Raw genomic sequence first — 17,257 nt, 5'->3', positions numbered from 1 at the left:
CTATTCTCTCTTTACACTTATTTTTTCAGTTTTAAGGGTTTGCTTTAACCAAGCTAGCAACTCCCCTTCTTTTACTAAAGCAATACTATCACTAACGTTGGTTTTCCATTTAATATTAGCAATTGTTACTGTATCTACTTTTATAAAGTCTTTAGACTCTAGTCTTTTTGAATATCCAAAATAGTCTAAATCAGAAAACTTAATTTTAGCATCTTTAGCTAAACTAGAAAATGCAACCGCATTTGAAGTGTTATTAGTTTCTAACTGACCATTTAACCCAGAAATGGTTTGTTGTAATTCTCTTATCTCTTGTTCTAGACCAGAAATAATCATGTCTTTTCTATCTAGTTCATTAATAGCTCTATCGTAAGCATCAGATAATTTATCAAAGCTTCTGTTTTTGTTTCCAAAGAACTCAAGTGTAAAATCACTAATGTTATTGTATTGTTTTAACTCGTTTCTTAAGTCAGTTTCAGTAGCTTCAGAAATTTCACCATTAAAGTATAGTGTTATTTTTTTATCAGTATAATGAGGTATTCCTTTTTGATACCAAAGGTCGTTATTAGATTTTACCTCATTTTCAATAAAACTCTCATAATCTCCTTTTAACCTTGTCTCTGTAATAAAATCTATAAAACTTAATGTTGGCCAAATCATTACTACTATAGCAATTAACGACGCTAACTGAGCAATACGTTTTCTCTTTTTAGAGTTTGCATATCTAAGCATAGGAAAACGCAACACTTTTAATACTATAAAAGTGGCAAGAGCAATAAATATAGTATTTATGGTAAACAGGTTCATTGCTCCTAAGAAAAACTCCCAGTTATGTGCTAGTCCATAACCTGCTGTACATAAAGGAGGCATTAAAGCTGTTGCAATAGCAACACCAAAAATAACTGATGCTATTGTTCCTTTTTTAGTCCTAGCTATAATTAAAGCTGCTCCCCCAAAAAAAGCGATTAACACATCTCTAATATCTGGTTTGGTACGTCCAAAAATCTCATTGGTTTGTATATCAGCTGTTGGAAAGAATTTAAAAAACAAAAAGGCTGTGAGTAAACTTAACACAATCATTATCGCTAAGTTTATCAATGATTTCTTAAGTGTATCAATATCGTTGAGCGCAATAGACATACCAATACCTAAAATAGGACCCATTAATGGAGAAATTAACATGGCACCAATAACAACAGCAGGAGAATCAGCATTTAGTCCTACTGAAGCTACCATTATTGAGCACACCAAAATCCAAGCCGTTGCGCCTTTAAAAGGAATATCGGCTTTTATAGCAGCAATAGTTGCGTCTCTATCTGTATCATCTCTAAAGTCTAGAAGCTCACTTAAAAAGTTAGATATACTAGCAAAAAGTCCTTTTGCATCTTTTCTAACAGCTTCTTTTTTCTCTTCTACAGCTTTGTCTTTATCTTTTTGTATTTGCTCGTCTTCAGAGAAGTTAAATTTACTTTCGTTGCTCATATCTTTAAAATTCCAACCTTGTAATAATTTGATCTAAAATAATTACTTTATGAACAGTTAACCATAAGATTCTCCAAATTTTTCTTTCACATTTTGAAGTACCTTTTTGATGTCTTGTTCTTTTGCTTTAGGGAAGATAAGCAAAACTTCGTCTTTATCAACAATTATATAATCTTTTAAACCATCAACAACTACAATTTTATCTTTTTTACTTCTAATCATATTTCCTGTAGCATCTTCAGTCAAAGTTTTAGCATTCACAACTGCATTATTATTAGAATCTTTATCTAGTTTATCATAAAGACTTCCCCAAGTACCAAGGTCGTTCCAATCAAAAGTAGCTGGTAGCACAAAAACATTTTCGCTTTTTTCCATTATGGCATAATCCACTGAAATATTCTCTGCCTTGGCATAATTTTCTTGAATAAAGCCATCTTCCAAATCGGTATTATAAGCCTCAATTCCTGTTTCAAACAAACTATACAATTCTGGTTGATTGCTTTTAAAGGCTTTAATCACACTTTTTGCACTCCACATAAAAATACCTGCATTCCATAGGAAATTTCCTTGTGCTATGAATGATTTGGCAGTTTCATAGTCTGGTTTTTCTCTAAACTGATTTACTGGTTTTATATCTTGATTAGACAATTTATCAAACTCTATATAACCATATCCTGTATTTGGAAAAGTAGGTTGAATACCTAAGGTCATTAGGGCATCGTTTTGCTCACAAAACTCAAAGGTCTGCTTTACATTTTGTGTAAATGCGTTTTCGTCTTCTATCCAATGGTCACTTGGTGCAACAATCATTACTGCATCAGGATTTTCCTTTTGAATTTTTAAAGACGCATATAAAATACAAGGTGCTGTATTTCGCATTGCAGGTTCTAAAACTACTTGTCGTTTTGTAACATCTGGCAACTGCTGAAATACCAAATCGTTGTAACGCTCATTGGTAAGAATAAAAATATTTTCTTTTGGAATAAGCTCAGACAATCTATTAAATGTTTTTTGTATAAGCGTATCACCTGTACCTAACATATCATGAAATTGTTTTGGATACTCTTGAGTACTTACAGGCCAAAATCTGGAACCAACTCCACCAGCCATTAATATTGCATAATAATTCTTATTCATTGTTATTAGTTTAGTAATTCTACTTCTGCGTTTGGATTAAAAAGATATACTTTTCCTGATTTTACCTCAACACACTCAAAACGCTTTCTGCGCTTTTCTCCTTTTAAAAACATCCTGCCATTGTAAAGCTTAAATGTTTTACCCAAAGGTACTTCAAAAACAAATGTTTTATCATTAGGTTCGTCAAATTGCTTTAATGCTAAGGCCAATGGTGCATCTGTATCGCTAGATGCTTTTGGGTTTTTAAAGTGTTTTGCTAATAGAGGTAAAAGCTCATTTGGGAAAACGTTAGGATTTAAAAACGGTAACATCAATTGCTGAAAGGTGTGCTTCCACTCTACTCCATGAGGTTTTATAAAGCGTCCAAATTCTTTGTATGCTTCAAAATGTGCTATTTCATGAATAAGTGTAATTAAAAACCTAAACCTATTCAAGTTAGAGTTTACAGTAATTTGATGTGCTCCATTTGGTAAACGTTTATAATCTCCATGTCTGGTTTTACGTTCATTTTTCACCTTTACAGTTAAATGGTCATGGTCTAAAAGCTCTAAAACTTTTGGGAGTGCACTTTCTGGAATATAATTTTGAAGTGTATTTTGCATCGCAACAAAAATAAAGGTTTTGTATTTAGTTTTTTAAAAAAATAAAGACATAAATTCGTCATTATCTGATAAAACCATTAATTTTCTTGTTCTGATTTAAAAGCTGCTTTTACATGAAAAAACAATTGACAACGAACGACAGCGAGCAACTACTTAAAATTCTCAAACTACGTTTTGAAAAAAATATGCACAGACACAATAGTATTGAATGGGGCAGTGTACAAAAACGACTTGAAAAAAACCCTGAAAAACTATGGTCCATACAGCAAATGGAACAAACAGGTGGCGAACCTGATGTTGTAGATTTTGACTCTAAAACGAATGAATATTTGTTTTTTGACTGCTCATCTGAAAGCCCTAATGGACGTAGAAGCTATTGTTACGACTTTGAAGCTCAAGAATCTCGTAAAAAATTTAAACCAGAAAACAATGCCATTGATGTAGCCAAAGCAATGGGAATTGAATTATTAACCGAAACACAATATAGAGCTTTACAAGAGTTAGGAAATTTTGACACCAAAACATCTAGTTGGATACAAACTCCTGAAAACATTAGAAAACTTGGAGGTGCTCTTTTTGCTGATTTTCGTTATGATACTGTTTTTGTTTATCACAATGGAGCACAATCTTATTATGCAGCAAGAGGATTTCGTGGTTGTTTAAAAGTATAGAAAAGTCCTCTAGGTATTTTCTAGAGGACTTACCTTTTTATTTTTTTATTCTTTTTTTAATCATAAAGAATAATAAACTACCTAAAATAATAAACGGCCAAATATGAATGATTCCTAACACAATGGTTTCTATAAAATTCCAACCAAAAACTAAGCCTTCTTTAGTTTTGCTCCAAAATGATTTTTTATAACTCGTTGGCTCTTCTTTGTAATCAACCGTTTCATATAAATCTATTTGTATGGTACTGTAAGCTACTTTATTGGTTAGGTATTTAAGTCGTCCTTGTTCGCTTTCAATCTCTTCTTGTATCACACGAAGTTTTTCTTCGGTTGCTAAAATTTCTTCAACTGTTTTGGCTTTTTGTCGTAATATGGTTTCATACCTCTGTTTTACTTCTAGTTTAGTTTTTAATCTGGTTTCAATATCAATGTACTCTTCGGTGACATCTTGTGTGGTAATATTCTCATACTCTACAAATTCAACAATTGCACTTATGGAGTCCATCATAGCATCAAAATGCTGCTGAGGCACTTTTACAGTAAACCTGTTTTCGATTCTGTATAAATCGTTTTGAAATCTTAAGTCGGAAATATAAGCGTCAAAGTTTAAAGCAATTTGCTTTATTTTCTTCGTTGCAGCCTTTACATGCTTTACCTTATATCTGGCATTTGCCGACTTAATAATTTTTAGGTTGTTAGGAATTGTACTTGTTGATGGTTCGGTTTTTGAAGTTACTGCCTCATACTCTTCAGACACAGCAGTATCTGCTACTGATACATTTTCTTTATAACTTTCATTTTGACATGCTGAAAGCAGCATAACAAATAAACTTATAGTTATAATTTTAAATACTGATTTTAATGGATTTGCGTTCATAATTTTATATTTTTAAAATTTACATAGCAAACCTATTAAGCAATACCATTTTTATATTGTAAAGCTGTAGAAAAGCTTTTGTAAACTATTTTACAATTAAAAAAGACACTAAAAAACAGCAGTTTACACTATTTGAATCCTGAACATTCATATCATTTTAATCTTTTAAAACAGACTGTTGCAACTACTTTTTTGCAGCATTATAGTGCGCCTAATGCTATTGAAGAATGGAAAGGAGAAGACATTGTTACCTTTCAAGAAGATTTATTTAGCAAGGTAAAAGCAAAGGTTAGCGAAAAATGGTTTTATACCTATTTTAAAAACGAACCTGAAAAACTACCTCGAATTGACATGCTTAATCTCTTAAGTCAGTATGTTGGTTTTAACAATTGGCATGCTTTTAAAGAAGCACATCTATTTTCAAGTTCAACAAAAAAGAAAAACAAAAAGCCGTTATATTGGCTTACAGCACTGCCTATAATTATGCTTATTTTTTATAGTAAGAGTTTGAAAAATGAATTCCACTTTTGTTTTGTTGATGAGATTAAAAATGAAGCCATCACTAAAATACCTTTGGATATTAAAGTTCTACAAAACGGAGAATCTCCTTTACATTTTAAAACCGATAGTCTTGGGTGTTTTGAATTTACCACTAAAGAAAAAACCATCACTTTTGTTGTACAATCTCCTTATCATAAAACTGATACCATAGTAAGGTCAATTGACTCAAACAAAAACCAAACTGTCAAATTAGCTCCTGATGATTATGCGTTAATGCTCCACTACTATACCAATGGTAATATTAAAGATTGGACTACACATAAAACACAGCTTAATAATTTAATAGCTGACAATGCAAAAATTTACCAATTGTTTGCTAACAACATTGGTGTAGAGCTTTATACCAAAGACAAGTTTATAAGAACATTAACCATACCTACTAGCAGCTTGAAATCTATTGAAATTCTAGACAAGCGACTGGTTAATGGTAAAATTGTAATGCTTAAATTTATTGTAAAATGAAAAAGATATTAATAGGCTTTTGGGTATTACTTTTTGTTTCATGCGCTAATGAAACAAAAACTTTTAATGAGAACAATGTCGCTGCTGAATCAGTAATTGATGATCTTGATAATTATTTGAGCACTCAAGAAGACTTTGAATATCAAACTGTGGCTTCTCAAAAACTTCAAGAGCTTTATGATTTGTCTTTACTATTAAAACATCATCCTGAATTTGAAGTGGACATCACTAAGCAAATTGAAAACCTTTCTAACAACGCTGTTAGCTTACCCAACACTACAAGACAAGTACATATTGAAAACGTAACTAAAGTGAATACCGAAACACTTTCTGATTCTGTTTCTAAACTACACCTTGCTTTTGATATTATTACTGATAGAGGTTCACAAAAAGATTCAATAACTGCAATTATACGTTCAGAAAAAACAACTATTGACAACGCTGAACTTATGACTACAAAAGTAAAGTTCGAAAAAAACTATTAGATTAATTCCAATAGTTTTTCCATTGAATTAAAAGTAGTAGTTGCTTCGGCTACTAACTCGTTATTATAATCATGAGCAGTAAATCCAAAAACATCAAAACCACCTGCTTTAGCAGCTTGTATTCCTGTTAGGCTATCTTCAATCACTACGCAGTCTTCAGGTTTAAAACCCATAGTTTTTGCAGCCCAAATAAACACATCAGGTTCTGGCTTCCACTTTTCGATAGTGTAACAACTAAAGATGTTGTCTTCAAAGTAAGGCAGCAAACCAGTAAGTTCTAGGTTAAGGCGTATTTTTTCAGTTGGTCCACTTGAAGCCACACAAAAAGGAATAGACAATGACTCAATCACCTCTTTTACACCTTCTACAGGTTGAATTTGTTCCTTAAACGCATTGTAACTTCGTCTTCTATATTCTGCTATAAAATCTTGAGATAGTGGTTGATTTACCAACGCTTGAATTTTATCTCTACAAGTATATATTGAACCTCCTTTAAAATGCTTAAACGCATAATCTAAATCTATATCAGCTCCACAACTGTTAGCCATATCAACCAACACCTGATTACCAATTGGCTCGCTATCGACCAACACACCATCACAGTCAAAAATAATACACTTGTATCTAGACATTATTAAGGAGTAGAATTAGATACTTGCAATGCTTTTCCGTTGTAATATTTATTTCCGTTAAGCGAAAAGTCTGCAATATACTCAGCCATTTGCAATGCTGTAGTTGGAGCCTCATAACCTGGAAAAGCTTCGGCAAGCATTTCGGTTTGTACTGCTCCTAAAGCTAACACGTTGAATTGCGGACCAGAATTTTTGTATTCTTCAGCCAACAATTCGGTTAATGTAATAACTGCTCCTTTGCTAGAACTATATGCAGCTAGTCCTGGAAATTTCATACTTCCTTGAATCCCTCCCATAGAGCTTATGGTTACAACGTGTCCATCGCTTTTCATAAATGGTAAAACCACTCTAGTCATTTCAGCTACACCAAAAACATTAGTTTTATAAACATGCTCAAAATCATCCATTGTGGTTTCTGAAAAAGGCTTGTTAAGTAATGATCCAGCGTTGTTGATTAAAACATCAACATGGTTCCATTCATTTTTTATGAATTGCTCTACTTTTTGATAGTCATCATCATTACATAAATCAAAAGAAAAGGATGTAATATTATCAAAATGAAGGTTATTTACTGGTTGTGCATTTCTTGATAGTGCCAACACATTGTGTCCTTGATTAGCAAAAAGATGAACCAGCTCAAAACCAATACCTCTACTGGTTCCTGTAATAATAATATTTTTACTCTGCTTCATGCATTACAATCTCTTTAGTTGGCGTATTACTCATAGTTTCAATAACAGGAATTGTAGAGTTGATAAGGTTTGCCATGAAATTAAAGTCCATAAGTTCAATTTCATCATCAACATGATGATAAAAATCAAAATTAGTTAAATCACAGCTTGATAATGTTTGACAAGGTGTCTTAAACTGATCGTAAAACGGGTAATTATCTGAACGCATAAAAAGTCTGTACTTTTTAGAAACTTCAGAAAAACCTATCAGTTTACTTCCTGCGTAAGCATTCATTTTCTCAGCCATATTAGATAACTCATAGCCTGTTAAAAACGCTTGATAATCTCTATCCTTAAAAGGTACACCTATCATTTCAAGATTAACCATTGTATATACATTTAAGCTATCACTCTTTAAACGTTCAGCAAGATGCTTTGAACCTAACAACCCTCTTTCTTCAGCAGTAAAAAGTGCAAATAAAATGCTACGCTTATTGTTTTTTCTAGTTGCAAAATATTTAGCCATTGCCATTACACCAGCTGTTCCAGTAGCATTGTCATTAGCTCCATTAGCAATTGAGTCATTTTCAACAGGTTTTCCATAACCTATGTGGTCATAATGAGCACCTATAACTATATATTCATTTTTTAACGTTTCATCCACACCTTCAATAACTCCAACCACATTAAAAGCATCTAAACTATCAAGCTTAAAATTATCCCTAAAAGTTTCAAAATAAGGTTTTACACCATAGCTTTCAAATTGTTTTTCAATATATGTTGCTGCATCATCTATACCTTGCGTACCAGTATCTCGACCTAATAGTTCATCTGAAGACAAATAAGTCACAGCTTCTTTTAACTCATCACTTGTAATAGTAATTTTAGGTCCTACTTCTACTTTAGGTTCATTTTTACAGCTAAACGCTAAAACAACAATGATAAGTGCTAATAGTTTTTTCATAATTTTTGATTGATTGTATTAAAGCTTAAAGATAAAAAAATCCTGATTGGAAAAAATCAAATCAGGATTATATTATAATGTATGTTCTGCTTGTGCAGAAGTTTCTATACTAACATTGTAACTGGGTTTTCAATATATCCTTTTAATGTTTGAAGGAATTGAGCTCCAGTTGCACCATCTACAGTTCTGTGGTCACAAGCTAAACATAACTTCATGGTATGTCCTACTACAATTTGACCATTTTTAACTACAGGTTTTTCAACAATATTTCCTACTGAAAGAATTGCAGAGTTAGGTTGGTTGATGATAGATGTAAAACTATCTATACCAAACATTCCTAAATTAGATACAGTAAACGTACTACCTTCCATTTCTTGAGGGGTTAATTTCTTGTTTCTAGCTTTACCTGCAAGTTCTTTAACTTCAGCACCTATTTGCGGTAATGATTGCTCATTAGCAAAACGCACTACAGGAACTACCAATCCGTCAGGAACTGCAACAGCTACACCAATATGCACATGGTGATTTAAACGCATTTTATCTGCAAACCACTGTGAATTTACTTGCGGATGTTGTTTTAACGCTAAAGCGCATGCTTTAACAATCATATCATTGTATGATATTTTAGTATCTGGAATAGAGTTAAACTGTGCACGGAAAGCTATAGCATTTTCCATATCAAACTCTACATTTAAGTAATAATGAGGTGCTGTAAATTTAGATTCTGCTAAACGCTTTGCGATCACTTTACGCATTTGCGAATTGTTTACTTCTTCAAAATCTTCTTGACCTGTTGGTACAAATTTACCTACTGCAGCCGCAGATGTTCCTGGTGTGAAGTTTTCTATATCGCGTTTTATAATACGACCATTCTCACCTGAACCTGTTACTTGAGTTAAATTAATACCTTTTTCATCAGCCATTTTTTTAGCTAATGGTGATACAAATACTCTATCTGAAGATGATGTTGATGCTGGAGCAGAAACTTTAGGCGTTTCTTTTTTAGGAGCTTCTGCTTTTGGCTCTGGTTTAGAGGCTGCTTTTGGTGCTTCTTCTTTTGGAGCTTCTGCTTTTTCTCCTGATGATGCTTTGAAATTCTTTGCAATATTTTCAACATCAGTTCCTTTAGGACCTAAAATAGCTAAAAGTGCATCTACTTTTGCAGATTCTCCTTCTTGCAATCCTACGTGTAATAATGTACCTGATTGAAAAGACTCAAACTCCATAGTCGCTTTGTCTGTTTCAATTTCGGCTAAAATATCACCTTCTTCAACCTCATCGCCAACTTTTTTCAACCATGTTGCAACAGTTCCTTCTTCCATAGTATCACTTAAACGTGGCATTGTTACCACTGTAACACCTTCAGGAATATTTACAGTTTCTGTTGCTGGCTCGTTAGTTGCTTCTTCTTTTTCTTCTTCTTTTGGTGCCTCTTCTTCTTTTGAATCTTGAGTAGCACTTCCATTTAATAAACCAGAAATATCTTCTCCTTCTTCTCCTATAATAGCTAAAAGCTCATCTACTTTTGTAGTTTCACCCTCTTGAACACCTATATGTAATAGTGTACCTTCATAGAAAGACTCAAACTCCATAGTTGCCTTGTCTGTTTCTATTTCGGCTAGGATATCTCCTTCTTCTACTTTATCACCAACTTTTTTCAACCAAGTTGCGACAGTACCTTCTTCCATAGTGTCGCTCAAACGAGGCATGTTTATTACTTCTGCCATATCTTATTATAGTTTGTGTTGTATAAATGGATAATCTTGTTGCTCGTAAACCGCATCGTACATAACATTCTTTTCTGGGAATGGAGATTCTTCAGCAAATTTTTCGCATTCGCTTACTAAATCTTTTACGCGCTTGTCAATAACTTTTATATCAGCTTCAGTTGCATATTTGTTTTCCAAGATAATATCTTTTACTTGTGTAATAGGATCTATTTTCTTGTACTCTTCAACTTCTTCTTTTGTTCTGTAGTGTTGTGCATCAGACATTGAGTGTCCTCTGTAACGGTATGTTTTTAATTCTAAAAATGTTGGTCCATCACCACGTCTAGCTCTTTGAATTGCTTCATCAAAGGCTTCAGCAACTTTTACAGGATTCATTCCATCAACAGGTCCAGAAGGCATTTCGTACCCTAAACCTAGTTTCCAGATATCTGTATGGTTTGCAGTTCGTTCTACAGATGTTCCCATAGCATAACCGTTGTTTTCACAAACAAAAACTACTGGTAATTTCCATAACATTGCCAAGTTGAACGTTTCGTGAAGTGAACCTTGTCTTGCTGCACCATCACCAAAGCAACAAAGCGTTACAGCATCGCTACCATGATATTTATCACCAAATGCAATACCAGCACCTAGAGGAATTTGACCACCTACAATACCATGACCACCATAAAAACGGTGTTCTTTAGAAAAAATATGCATTGAACCACCAAGACCTTGAGAGGTACCTGTTGCTTTACCATATAATTCTGCCATAACACGTTTTGGGTCTACACCCATACCAATTGGTTGTACGTGGTTACGATATGCGGTTATCATTTTATCTTTAGTCAAATCCATAGCGTGTAGCGCTCCTGCTAACACAGCTTCTTGACCATTGTACAAGTGAAGAAATCCTCTTACTTTTTGTTGGATATAAACTGCAGCTAGTTTATCTTCAAACTTTCTCCAGAATAACATGTCTTCATACCATTTAAGGTAAACTTCTTTTGTTACTTTTTGCATTTAACTTAATTTATAAAAGAAAAACAATGCGTGTCCTAATAAAATTGACACAAGCGAATAACAAAAGTAACACTTTACATATTAATGAAAAAACAGTAATTCGTAAATTTTTACCGAAAACGTTATAGAAATGATTTATCAAAAACTAAAGGCAGAAGATTTGCCAATGAATTTGACTTTACAACCTTTCCTGTTTCTCCCATAAAATAGATTTCAATAGGTGCATCTTGTTTTACTTCATACTCAGCTATTGCCTGTCTACACGCTCCACAAGGCGGAATTGGAGACATTGTTTGTTTTATTGTAGAACCTGCTATTATTGCCATTTGAACAATTTTAGCTTTGGGATATTTTGCGCCTGCATAATAAATAGCTGTTCGCTCTGCACAAAGCCCAGAAGGATAAGATGCGTTTTCTTGGTTACTGCCTGTAACAACTTCTCCATTATCTAGAAGTAAAGCAGCACCAACATTGAACTTTGAATAAGGAGCGTAAGCATTTTGTCGTGCTTCCATAGCTTTTTCCATTAAGCTTATCACATCTTTGGAAAGCTCTTCTATATTATCGTAAACCGTCAAAACGGATTCTATCTTTACTTCTTTCACTTTTATATTTTACTTAATAAAGGTATAAAACTATTTTAGACAAAAAAACTATTGCTTTTAACAATAGTTTTTAGTTTGTTTATTAAAAATGAATGTCTAATATTCATCATATTCACCATCTCCAAAGTTAAACGTTAATGAGAAACGCAACGTGTTCTCTAACGGACTTTGTACTTTTGATGCTGAAAACAGATATGACATGTCAATATCTATTGCAGAGTATTTAAATCCTGCTCCTAAAGCAAAAAACTTTCTTGCTCCTTTATCTTCGCTTTCATTAAAGTAACCTGCTCTAAACGCAAATGAGTCTTGGTATTTATACTCAGCTCCTAAAGCCCAAGTAAACTCTTTTAACTCTTCGCTAAATCCACCTGGTGCATCACTAAAAGATTGAAAAATACCTTTTACAAAACTTACGTCGTTATCTTTACCTTCAACAATTATTGTTGGTTCATTAGCATCTTGCTGCCCATTAGGCTCTGTATCTCCTTCTTGAACAGTATCAACAAAACCTAAGACTGGAGGTGTTGGTACTAATAACTTGTTAACTTCTGCAGTAACTGACAGTTTATTATAATCGTCAAAAATAAAATCGAATCCACCACCAAGTTTTAGGTTGGTAGGAATAAAGTTTTCTCTTCCAGCATCGTCATATTTAATTTTTGGACCAAGGTTTTGAATTGCAAATCCTGCTCTCCAACGACCGTTAAAATCGTTATAGGCTTCTTCTTCACTTTGATAATATCCTGCAATATCAACTCCTATTGAGCTTGCAGCACTTGCATTAGCATCAACTGCTTGAATTCTTAAATCTGAACGCAAATATCTTAAAGCCACTGCCATTGAAAACTGATCTGCTAAACGTAAAGAATAAGATACATCTACAGTAAGTTCGTTTGGTTTTTCTATTAAAGCTTCAGAAAATTCATCTTGCACAATTTCAATTTCACCAAGGCTAAAGTATTTAAAACTTGCAGCGAAAGCACTTCCTTCGTTAATTCGGTTGAAATACGTAATATTCCCTAAAAAGATGTCATTTACAAGTTTACTTAAGTATGGAGTATAACTTACTCCAATACCTGATTTGGTTTCAGAAAATGCATATTTAGCTGGATTCCATTGTTGTGAATACGCATCGGCTGATGTTGCTACTCCCATATCTCCCATACCTGCTGCACGAGCATCAGACGCTATAAGTAAAAAAGGAACGCCTGTTGTAATTACTGATGATTGATTATCAAAAACAACAGTTTCTTCCTGTGCATTTGAAATATTAAAAACTAATAAAGTAATTAGGGCAATTGTGTATTTTTTCATGTGTTATTAAGTATTCAACTTAGTGATTATAAACCACTAAAATATTTAGCAAATATAAATCTTTATTATAGTATTACAAGTTTTTGAATTTTTTCTACCTGTTTGTTTAATTGGTTTGATCGTACTTTTAGCTTATAAATATAAACCCCTTTTCCTATTTTATCTCCAAAATCGTCTCTTCCATCCCAAACAATGCTTCTAGACAACGAAGATGTCCCATTATTACAGCATCCTTCGGAATTGGTTTGACCGTTTAAAGTTCTTACCAGTTTCCCTGAAACCGTAAATATCTGTATAGAAACGTCTAAATTATCTGAACTATTGTGATTGAACCAAAATTCAGTGTAGTTTACAAACGGATTTGGATAGTTAAGTACGTTAGTAATAACTAGTTTTTCATCTTTATCATGAACTACAAACTGTATTTCAGAAGTTGATGAATTGTTGTAAACATCCCAAGCTTTTAAGGTTAATGTATGCAAACCTGGTTCTAAATCTCTAAATGGATAAGTCACCTCTCCATTTTGGTAATCATCAACGTTAGCTTGATAATAATCGTTTAAAATATAAGGGTTTGCTTCATCTCCATCAATAATAGCAACAATATCATGTCCTACTCCACTAGATGTATTAATACCATTATCATCTTGAAGTTTTGCTAAAAGTGTTGGAGCTTCGTTAGTTATTCCTCCTGAAACAAAGTTTTCATCATTCATATAAAGGTTTATAACTGGTCCAATATTATCTTCTTCAGCATTTTCATTAATACCTCCAACTTGAATATCAAAACTTGCTCCTGTTTGGTCTTGTGCAGGATTTTCAGTTTGAGCATAAAAACTAACCTTACCATTACCTACAGGAATACTAATATCTCTAGGCACCACAAACTCAAAGTCAAATTGACCGTTTTCTACAGTTGCTTGTCCTTTAAAAATAATTTCTCCTAATGTTTCAAAATCCATGATAATGAGTTGACCGTTTTCAGTAGTACCATCATTACCTAATGTTTGTCTTTCTATGTTTTTATCAAAAACTGTTGCTGTTAATACTCCATTATAATTTGGAATAAGGTTACCTGATTCATCAACTACTTCTCCTGATAATTTAACTTTACCCAACGCTTTTAAAACGTCTGTTTCTTGATCAATTGAAACATCATTAACTGCAGTTAATCTAATATCTGATTTTGGTAATGCTAATTTCATTGCTGGGTCTCCTATAAAAAACACCAATCGTTTTTGTGATATTCCTGAAATTGCAGGATCGGTTTTTGTTAATCGTAATGCTTCTGCAATTGAAGTATATTCATTAGAATCAAACGCAAACATCTTTTCTGTTAACTTTATATTAAACGATACACCCACACTCACAAAAATTTGCCTAGTAGTAGTTATTAAAGCTATAGCTCCACCTTCTTTATTCCAGTAAGTATACTCTCCTGCTGTAGGTCTTAAAGGATCATCAAATCTTGTATATTCACATGTAACAGTTACAAAACAATTATATTTACAAGTATTATTAACTTCTTGCGAGTCATTTTTATCAAAAATCCTTTCTCCTGACAAACCATCTTCTCCTCCATGACCAAAGTAATTCACAACTAAAGCTCCTACATCTATTGCGTCTCTAATAGCTCTATTAACAGATGGATTACTATCACCACTTGATGTAGATTCTTGTTGATAAGAATCTGAATGAATTTTTATAGCGTTAATAAATGGTTTTTCTTCAGTAATTAAATCTGCTATATCATCTGTTGTTTCTTGTAAAGTTCTTTCCCAAGCTTCATCGACATCATCTGAAATAAAGATGTAATTATTTCTCCAACTACCAAAAGACGCTGTTTTATAATAGGAATCAATTTTATCTACTAACTCAGTCGCACTTTGTAGATCTTGAGCTAAAATTCTTCCTACTGCGATATCTAATAAGTTATTGGCAGCCATATTACCTTCATTTTCGTCCATCAACCCATAGTAATCATCAGACACAAAAGAATCGGTCAAACTAAAGCTGGCATAAGAATGCCATGATGGAACTACATCTGTTTTAGGCGCTATACGTTCTTTGTGGTCATAAGATGCATCACCAAATAAGCATAAATACTTGAGTCTTTTATCTGGAGCACTTGCATTATGATACACATATCTAACAAGATTTCTTATTGCAGTAACATCAACATTACCTGAACTAAATTCGTTATAAATTTCATTTAAGGTCACAACTTTAACAGTTAACCCATATTGATCTCTATTGATTTGTGCTAGTCTTTCAGCTTGTGACGCTAGTGCATTTGGTGAAATTATTAAATAGTCTATATCTTCAAACTCTCCTGAACTATTCTTAAATATTGTTCCTTTTATATTTTGGTTCGCAATTGTAGTAACACTTTCTCTTAGTGGCTGAAAATAATCTGAAGGCGAAACTGCCAAATATATTTTTGAAGTACCTGCTGTAGTTTTAAAACTAAAGTTTGAACTTTCATCAAAATTTGTATAGCCTACTACATTATACTTATCTGTTATATCCCATACCTCTGAAACGTTAGCTGCATTAGCCAAATTGTATTGAGCTATTCCAGCAGAGGTTGCCACATTAGCATTTTTAAAAGTAAACTGACCTCCTTCAAAACTCAACTCTCTGGTAGCTTCTACAGAAATATAATCTAAGTACCCTAAAGAAGCAGGATTATTATTGTTATTATACTTTAAGTTAAATACAACATCAGGAGAGTTAAGCATTAAATCACTATTAAAAAAACCTCCAGAAGCTAGGGTAGGACTATCAATTGCTGCAAAAGTAAAATTTGAGATTGTATTTCCATTAAGCTTTACTTCCATTGATGTTCCAATTTCAGAAACTGCAGCAGCATAAACCCTCACTCTAGCAGGTTCAGAAGTCACTAAGTTTGGAAATGTAAAAGCAAACTCTTTTTCATTTTCGATATCAAACCTATCTCCAAACCAACGCCTACCTACTTTCACCAAATTATATTGGTCTATTTCATGAAATTGATAATCCTGAAATGTGTTTACTTCAAAATCTGCATCATCGTTTGGCTGAGTAGCTTCCGGGATTCTTTTTCCCATTCCACTACTAATATTAATATAGTAATAAGATTTATCTGTATATGCGTTTATATTCGTATTACTCTCTTCATTATAGCCTCTTGGCCCTTCTGCATAAAACAATATATAATCGTCATTATCAAAATCACCATCTTCTTCACCAACAAACTTAATAGCATTCTCGGTTAAGTCAATTGGATAAAAAACTGAGTTTTCTTTAGGCAACATTGCGCCTCCATTTCCATAGACTTTAATATTTCTAGGATCCACCGAGTTTGTATTAACACCTAACTGATTTAAAAAACTTTTAGTTAGTCTAAAAACACCTGTAGTATCTACATAAAACCTATACCAACTCCCAGAAGCCAACACAGAGTTTGTAACTGCATTTGTTTGCAACATAGAGCTAGAAGATCTTCCTAAAGCACTAGAACTATTAGTTGTGCTGTAGCTTACAGTAAATGAAGTAATTTTTTTATACACACCATTTTGTTTAACAATAGGTTTCAACTCTAAATAAGCAGACACATCATCTCTTGCTATTGCATTTGATAGTTTTAATTCAGGTGAATTAGAAATGGTATTAACTGGAACTCCTTTTAAATCTGTTGAACTAATAGTTGAGTATGAAACATTAGCTAATTGAACAGAGCTTTCATTGATATAGTTGTTGGTTTTCCAATGTGCAAAAAACTTCAACCCATCAGTATTACTAAAATTAAAGTTGTCTTTATTAAAATATGGAACAGTAACAATTGAAGAATCAGCTCTTAATGTTTTTTCTCCTTCCCAATTAATTTGAAATGTTTTTTGTTGAGAAAACCCTATAAAAGGCAGTAATACAAAAAGTAAGAGTAAGTGTTTTTTCATAGTATAATAAACGTTAGTACAGATATGTTATTATAGCTTTTCAATTTTTTATTCAAAATTACAACAATATTTAATTTATTTGTTCGTTAATTGGTAACAATTTACATCGATAAAAAGAGCAAAA

The 17,257-nt window shown here is 32.9% G+C and carries 15 protein-coding genes; 3 read left to right on the top strand and 12 right to left on the bottom strand.

What is annotated here, in order from left to right; all coding sequences use genetic code 11:
• Genes ABD011_RS12165 through ABD011_RS12155 form a run of 3 tightly spaced genes read right to left on the bottom strand, consistent with a single transcriptional unit; the run spans position 1 to position 3,218 of the window.
• A complete protein-coding gene (locus ABD011_RS12165; RefSeq protein ID WP_131508067.1) occupies positions 1 to 1,479 on the bottom strand; it encodes a DUF389 domain-containing protein in 1,479 nt (492 codons plus the stop codon).
• A gap of 57 nt (positions 1,480 to 1,536) precedes the next feature.
• Entirely contained in the window at positions 1,537 to 2,616 is a 1,080-nt protein-coding gene (locus ABD011_RS12160) for a mannose-1-phosphate guanylyltransferase (RefSeq protein ID WP_343798616.1), read from the bottom strand.
• A 5-nt stretch (positions 2,617 to 2,621) separates the two neighbouring features.
• Positions 2,622 to 3,218: a SprT-like domain-containing protein gene (locus tag ABD011_RS12155; RefSeq protein ID WP_343798614.1), complete on the bottom strand. Its 597-nt coding sequence runs from the start codon at positions 3,216 to 3,218 to the stop codon at positions 2,622 to 2,624.
• A 113-nt stretch (positions 3,219 to 3,331) separates the two neighbouring features.
• On the opposite strand from ABD011_RS12155, the gene ABD011_RS12150 reads away from it, so the two are divergent.
• Positions 3,332 to 3,889, top strand: coding sequence for a DUF4256 domain-containing protein (locus tag ABD011_RS12150; protein ID WP_343798612.1), 558 nt, complete (start codon positions 3,332 to 3,334; stop codon positions 3,887 to 3,889).
• A gap of 37 nt (positions 3,890 to 3,926) precedes the next feature.
• Here ABD011_RS12150 and ABD011_RS12145 read toward each other — a convergent pair whose 3' ends face one another.
• Positions 3,927 to 4,766: a DUF4349 domain-containing protein gene (locus ABD011_RS12145; RefSeq protein WP_343798610.1), complete on the bottom strand. Its 840-nt coding sequence runs from the start codon at positions 4,764 to 4,766 to the stop codon at positions 3,927 to 3,929.
• Between the two features lie 132 nt (positions 4,767 to 4,898).
• Between ABD011_RS12145 and ABD011_RS12140 the strand changes: the two genes are divergently transcribed.
• On the top strand, positions 4,899 to 5,789 hold the full coding sequence (locus ABD011_RS12140) for a hypothetical protein (protein ID WP_343798608.1): 891 nt from the start codon (positions 4,899 to 4,901) through the stop codon (positions 5,787 to 5,789).
• The gene (locus ABD011_RS12135; RefSeq protein WP_343798606.1) at positions 5,786 to 6,274 is read left to right on the top strand and encodes a hypothetical protein; all 489 of its coding nucleotides are present in this window, start codon (positions 5,786 to 5,788) and stop codon (positions 6,272 to 6,274) included. Before ABD011_RS12140 ends, ABD011_RS12135 begins: the two co-directional genes overlap by 4 nt.
• On the opposite strand, the gene ABD011_RS12130 is transcribed toward ABD011_RS12135, so the two are convergent.
• The 8 genes from ABD011_RS12130 to porU form a co-directional block, all read right to left on the bottom strand.
• Positions 6,271 to 6,906, bottom strand: coding sequence for an HAD family hydrolase (locus ABD011_RS12130; protein ID WP_343798604.1), 636 nt, complete (start codon positions 6,904 to 6,906; stop codon positions 6,271 to 6,273). The two genes, ABD011_RS12135 and ABD011_RS12130, sit on opposite strands and share 4 nt — an antisense overlap.
• 2 nt (positions 6,907 to 6,908) lie before the next feature.
• On the bottom strand, positions 6,909 to 7,598 hold the full coding sequence (locus tag ABD011_RS12125) for an SDR family NAD(P)-dependent oxidoreductase (protein ID WP_343798602.1): 690 nt from the start codon (positions 7,596 to 7,598) through the stop codon (positions 6,909 to 6,911).
• Positions 7,585 to 8,541, bottom strand: coding sequence for a M28 family metallopeptidase (locus ABD011_RS12120; RefSeq protein ID WP_343798600.1), 957 nt, complete (start codon positions 8,539 to 8,541; stop codon positions 7,585 to 7,587). Before ABD011_RS12120 ends, ABD011_RS12125 begins: the two co-directional genes overlap by 14 nt.
• Before the next feature lie 104 nt (positions 8,542 to 8,645).
• Positions 8,646 to 10,268 (bottom strand): pyruvate dehydrogenase complex dihydrolipoamide acetyltransferase, encoded by a 1,623-nt coding sequence (locus ABD011_RS12115; RefSeq protein ID WP_343798599.1) that lies wholly within the window; start codon positions 10,266 to 10,268, stop codon positions 8,646 to 8,648.
• Between the two features lie 6 nt (positions 10,269 to 10,274).
• Positions 10,275 to 11,273 carry a pyruvate dehydrogenase (acetyl-transferring) E1 component subunit alpha gene (gene pdhA, locus ABD011_RS12110; RefSeq protein ID WP_129761490.1) on the bottom strand — a complete coding sequence of 333 codons (999 nt, stop codon included), beginning with the start codon at positions 11,271 to 11,273 and terminating at the stop codon, positions 10,275 to 10,277.
• Positions 11,274 to 11,395: 122 nt separating this feature from the next.
• A complete protein-coding gene (cdd, locus tag ABD011_RS12105; protein ID WP_129761491.1) occupies positions 11,396 to 11,878 on the bottom strand; it encodes a cytidine deaminase in 483 nt (160 codons plus the stop codon).
• Between the two features lie 96 nt (positions 11,879 to 11,974).
• Positions 11,975 to 13,195 (bottom strand): type IX secretion system outer membrane channel protein PorV, encoded by a 1,221-nt coding sequence (porV, locus tag ABD011_RS12100; RefSeq protein ID WP_129761492.1) that lies wholly within the window; start codon positions 13,193 to 13,195, stop codon positions 11,975 to 11,977.
• Between the two features lie 65 nt (positions 13,196 to 13,260).
• Entirely contained in the window at positions 13,261 to 17,133 is a 3,873-nt protein-coding gene (porU, locus tag ABD011_RS12095; RefSeq protein ID WP_343798596.1) for a type IX secretion system sortase PorU, read from the bottom strand.
• Between the last annotated feature and the right edge of the window lie 124 nt (positions 17,134 to 17,257).

The organism is Gaetbulibacter jejuensis (assembly GCF_039524015.1).
Lineage (GTDB): Bacteria > Bacteroidota > Bacteroidia > Flavobacteriales > Flavobacteriaceae > Gaetbulibacter_B > Gaetbulibacter_B jejuensis.
Note: the sequence above shows the minus strand (reverse complement) of the source record. Positions and strands in the feature narration are given on the sequence as shown.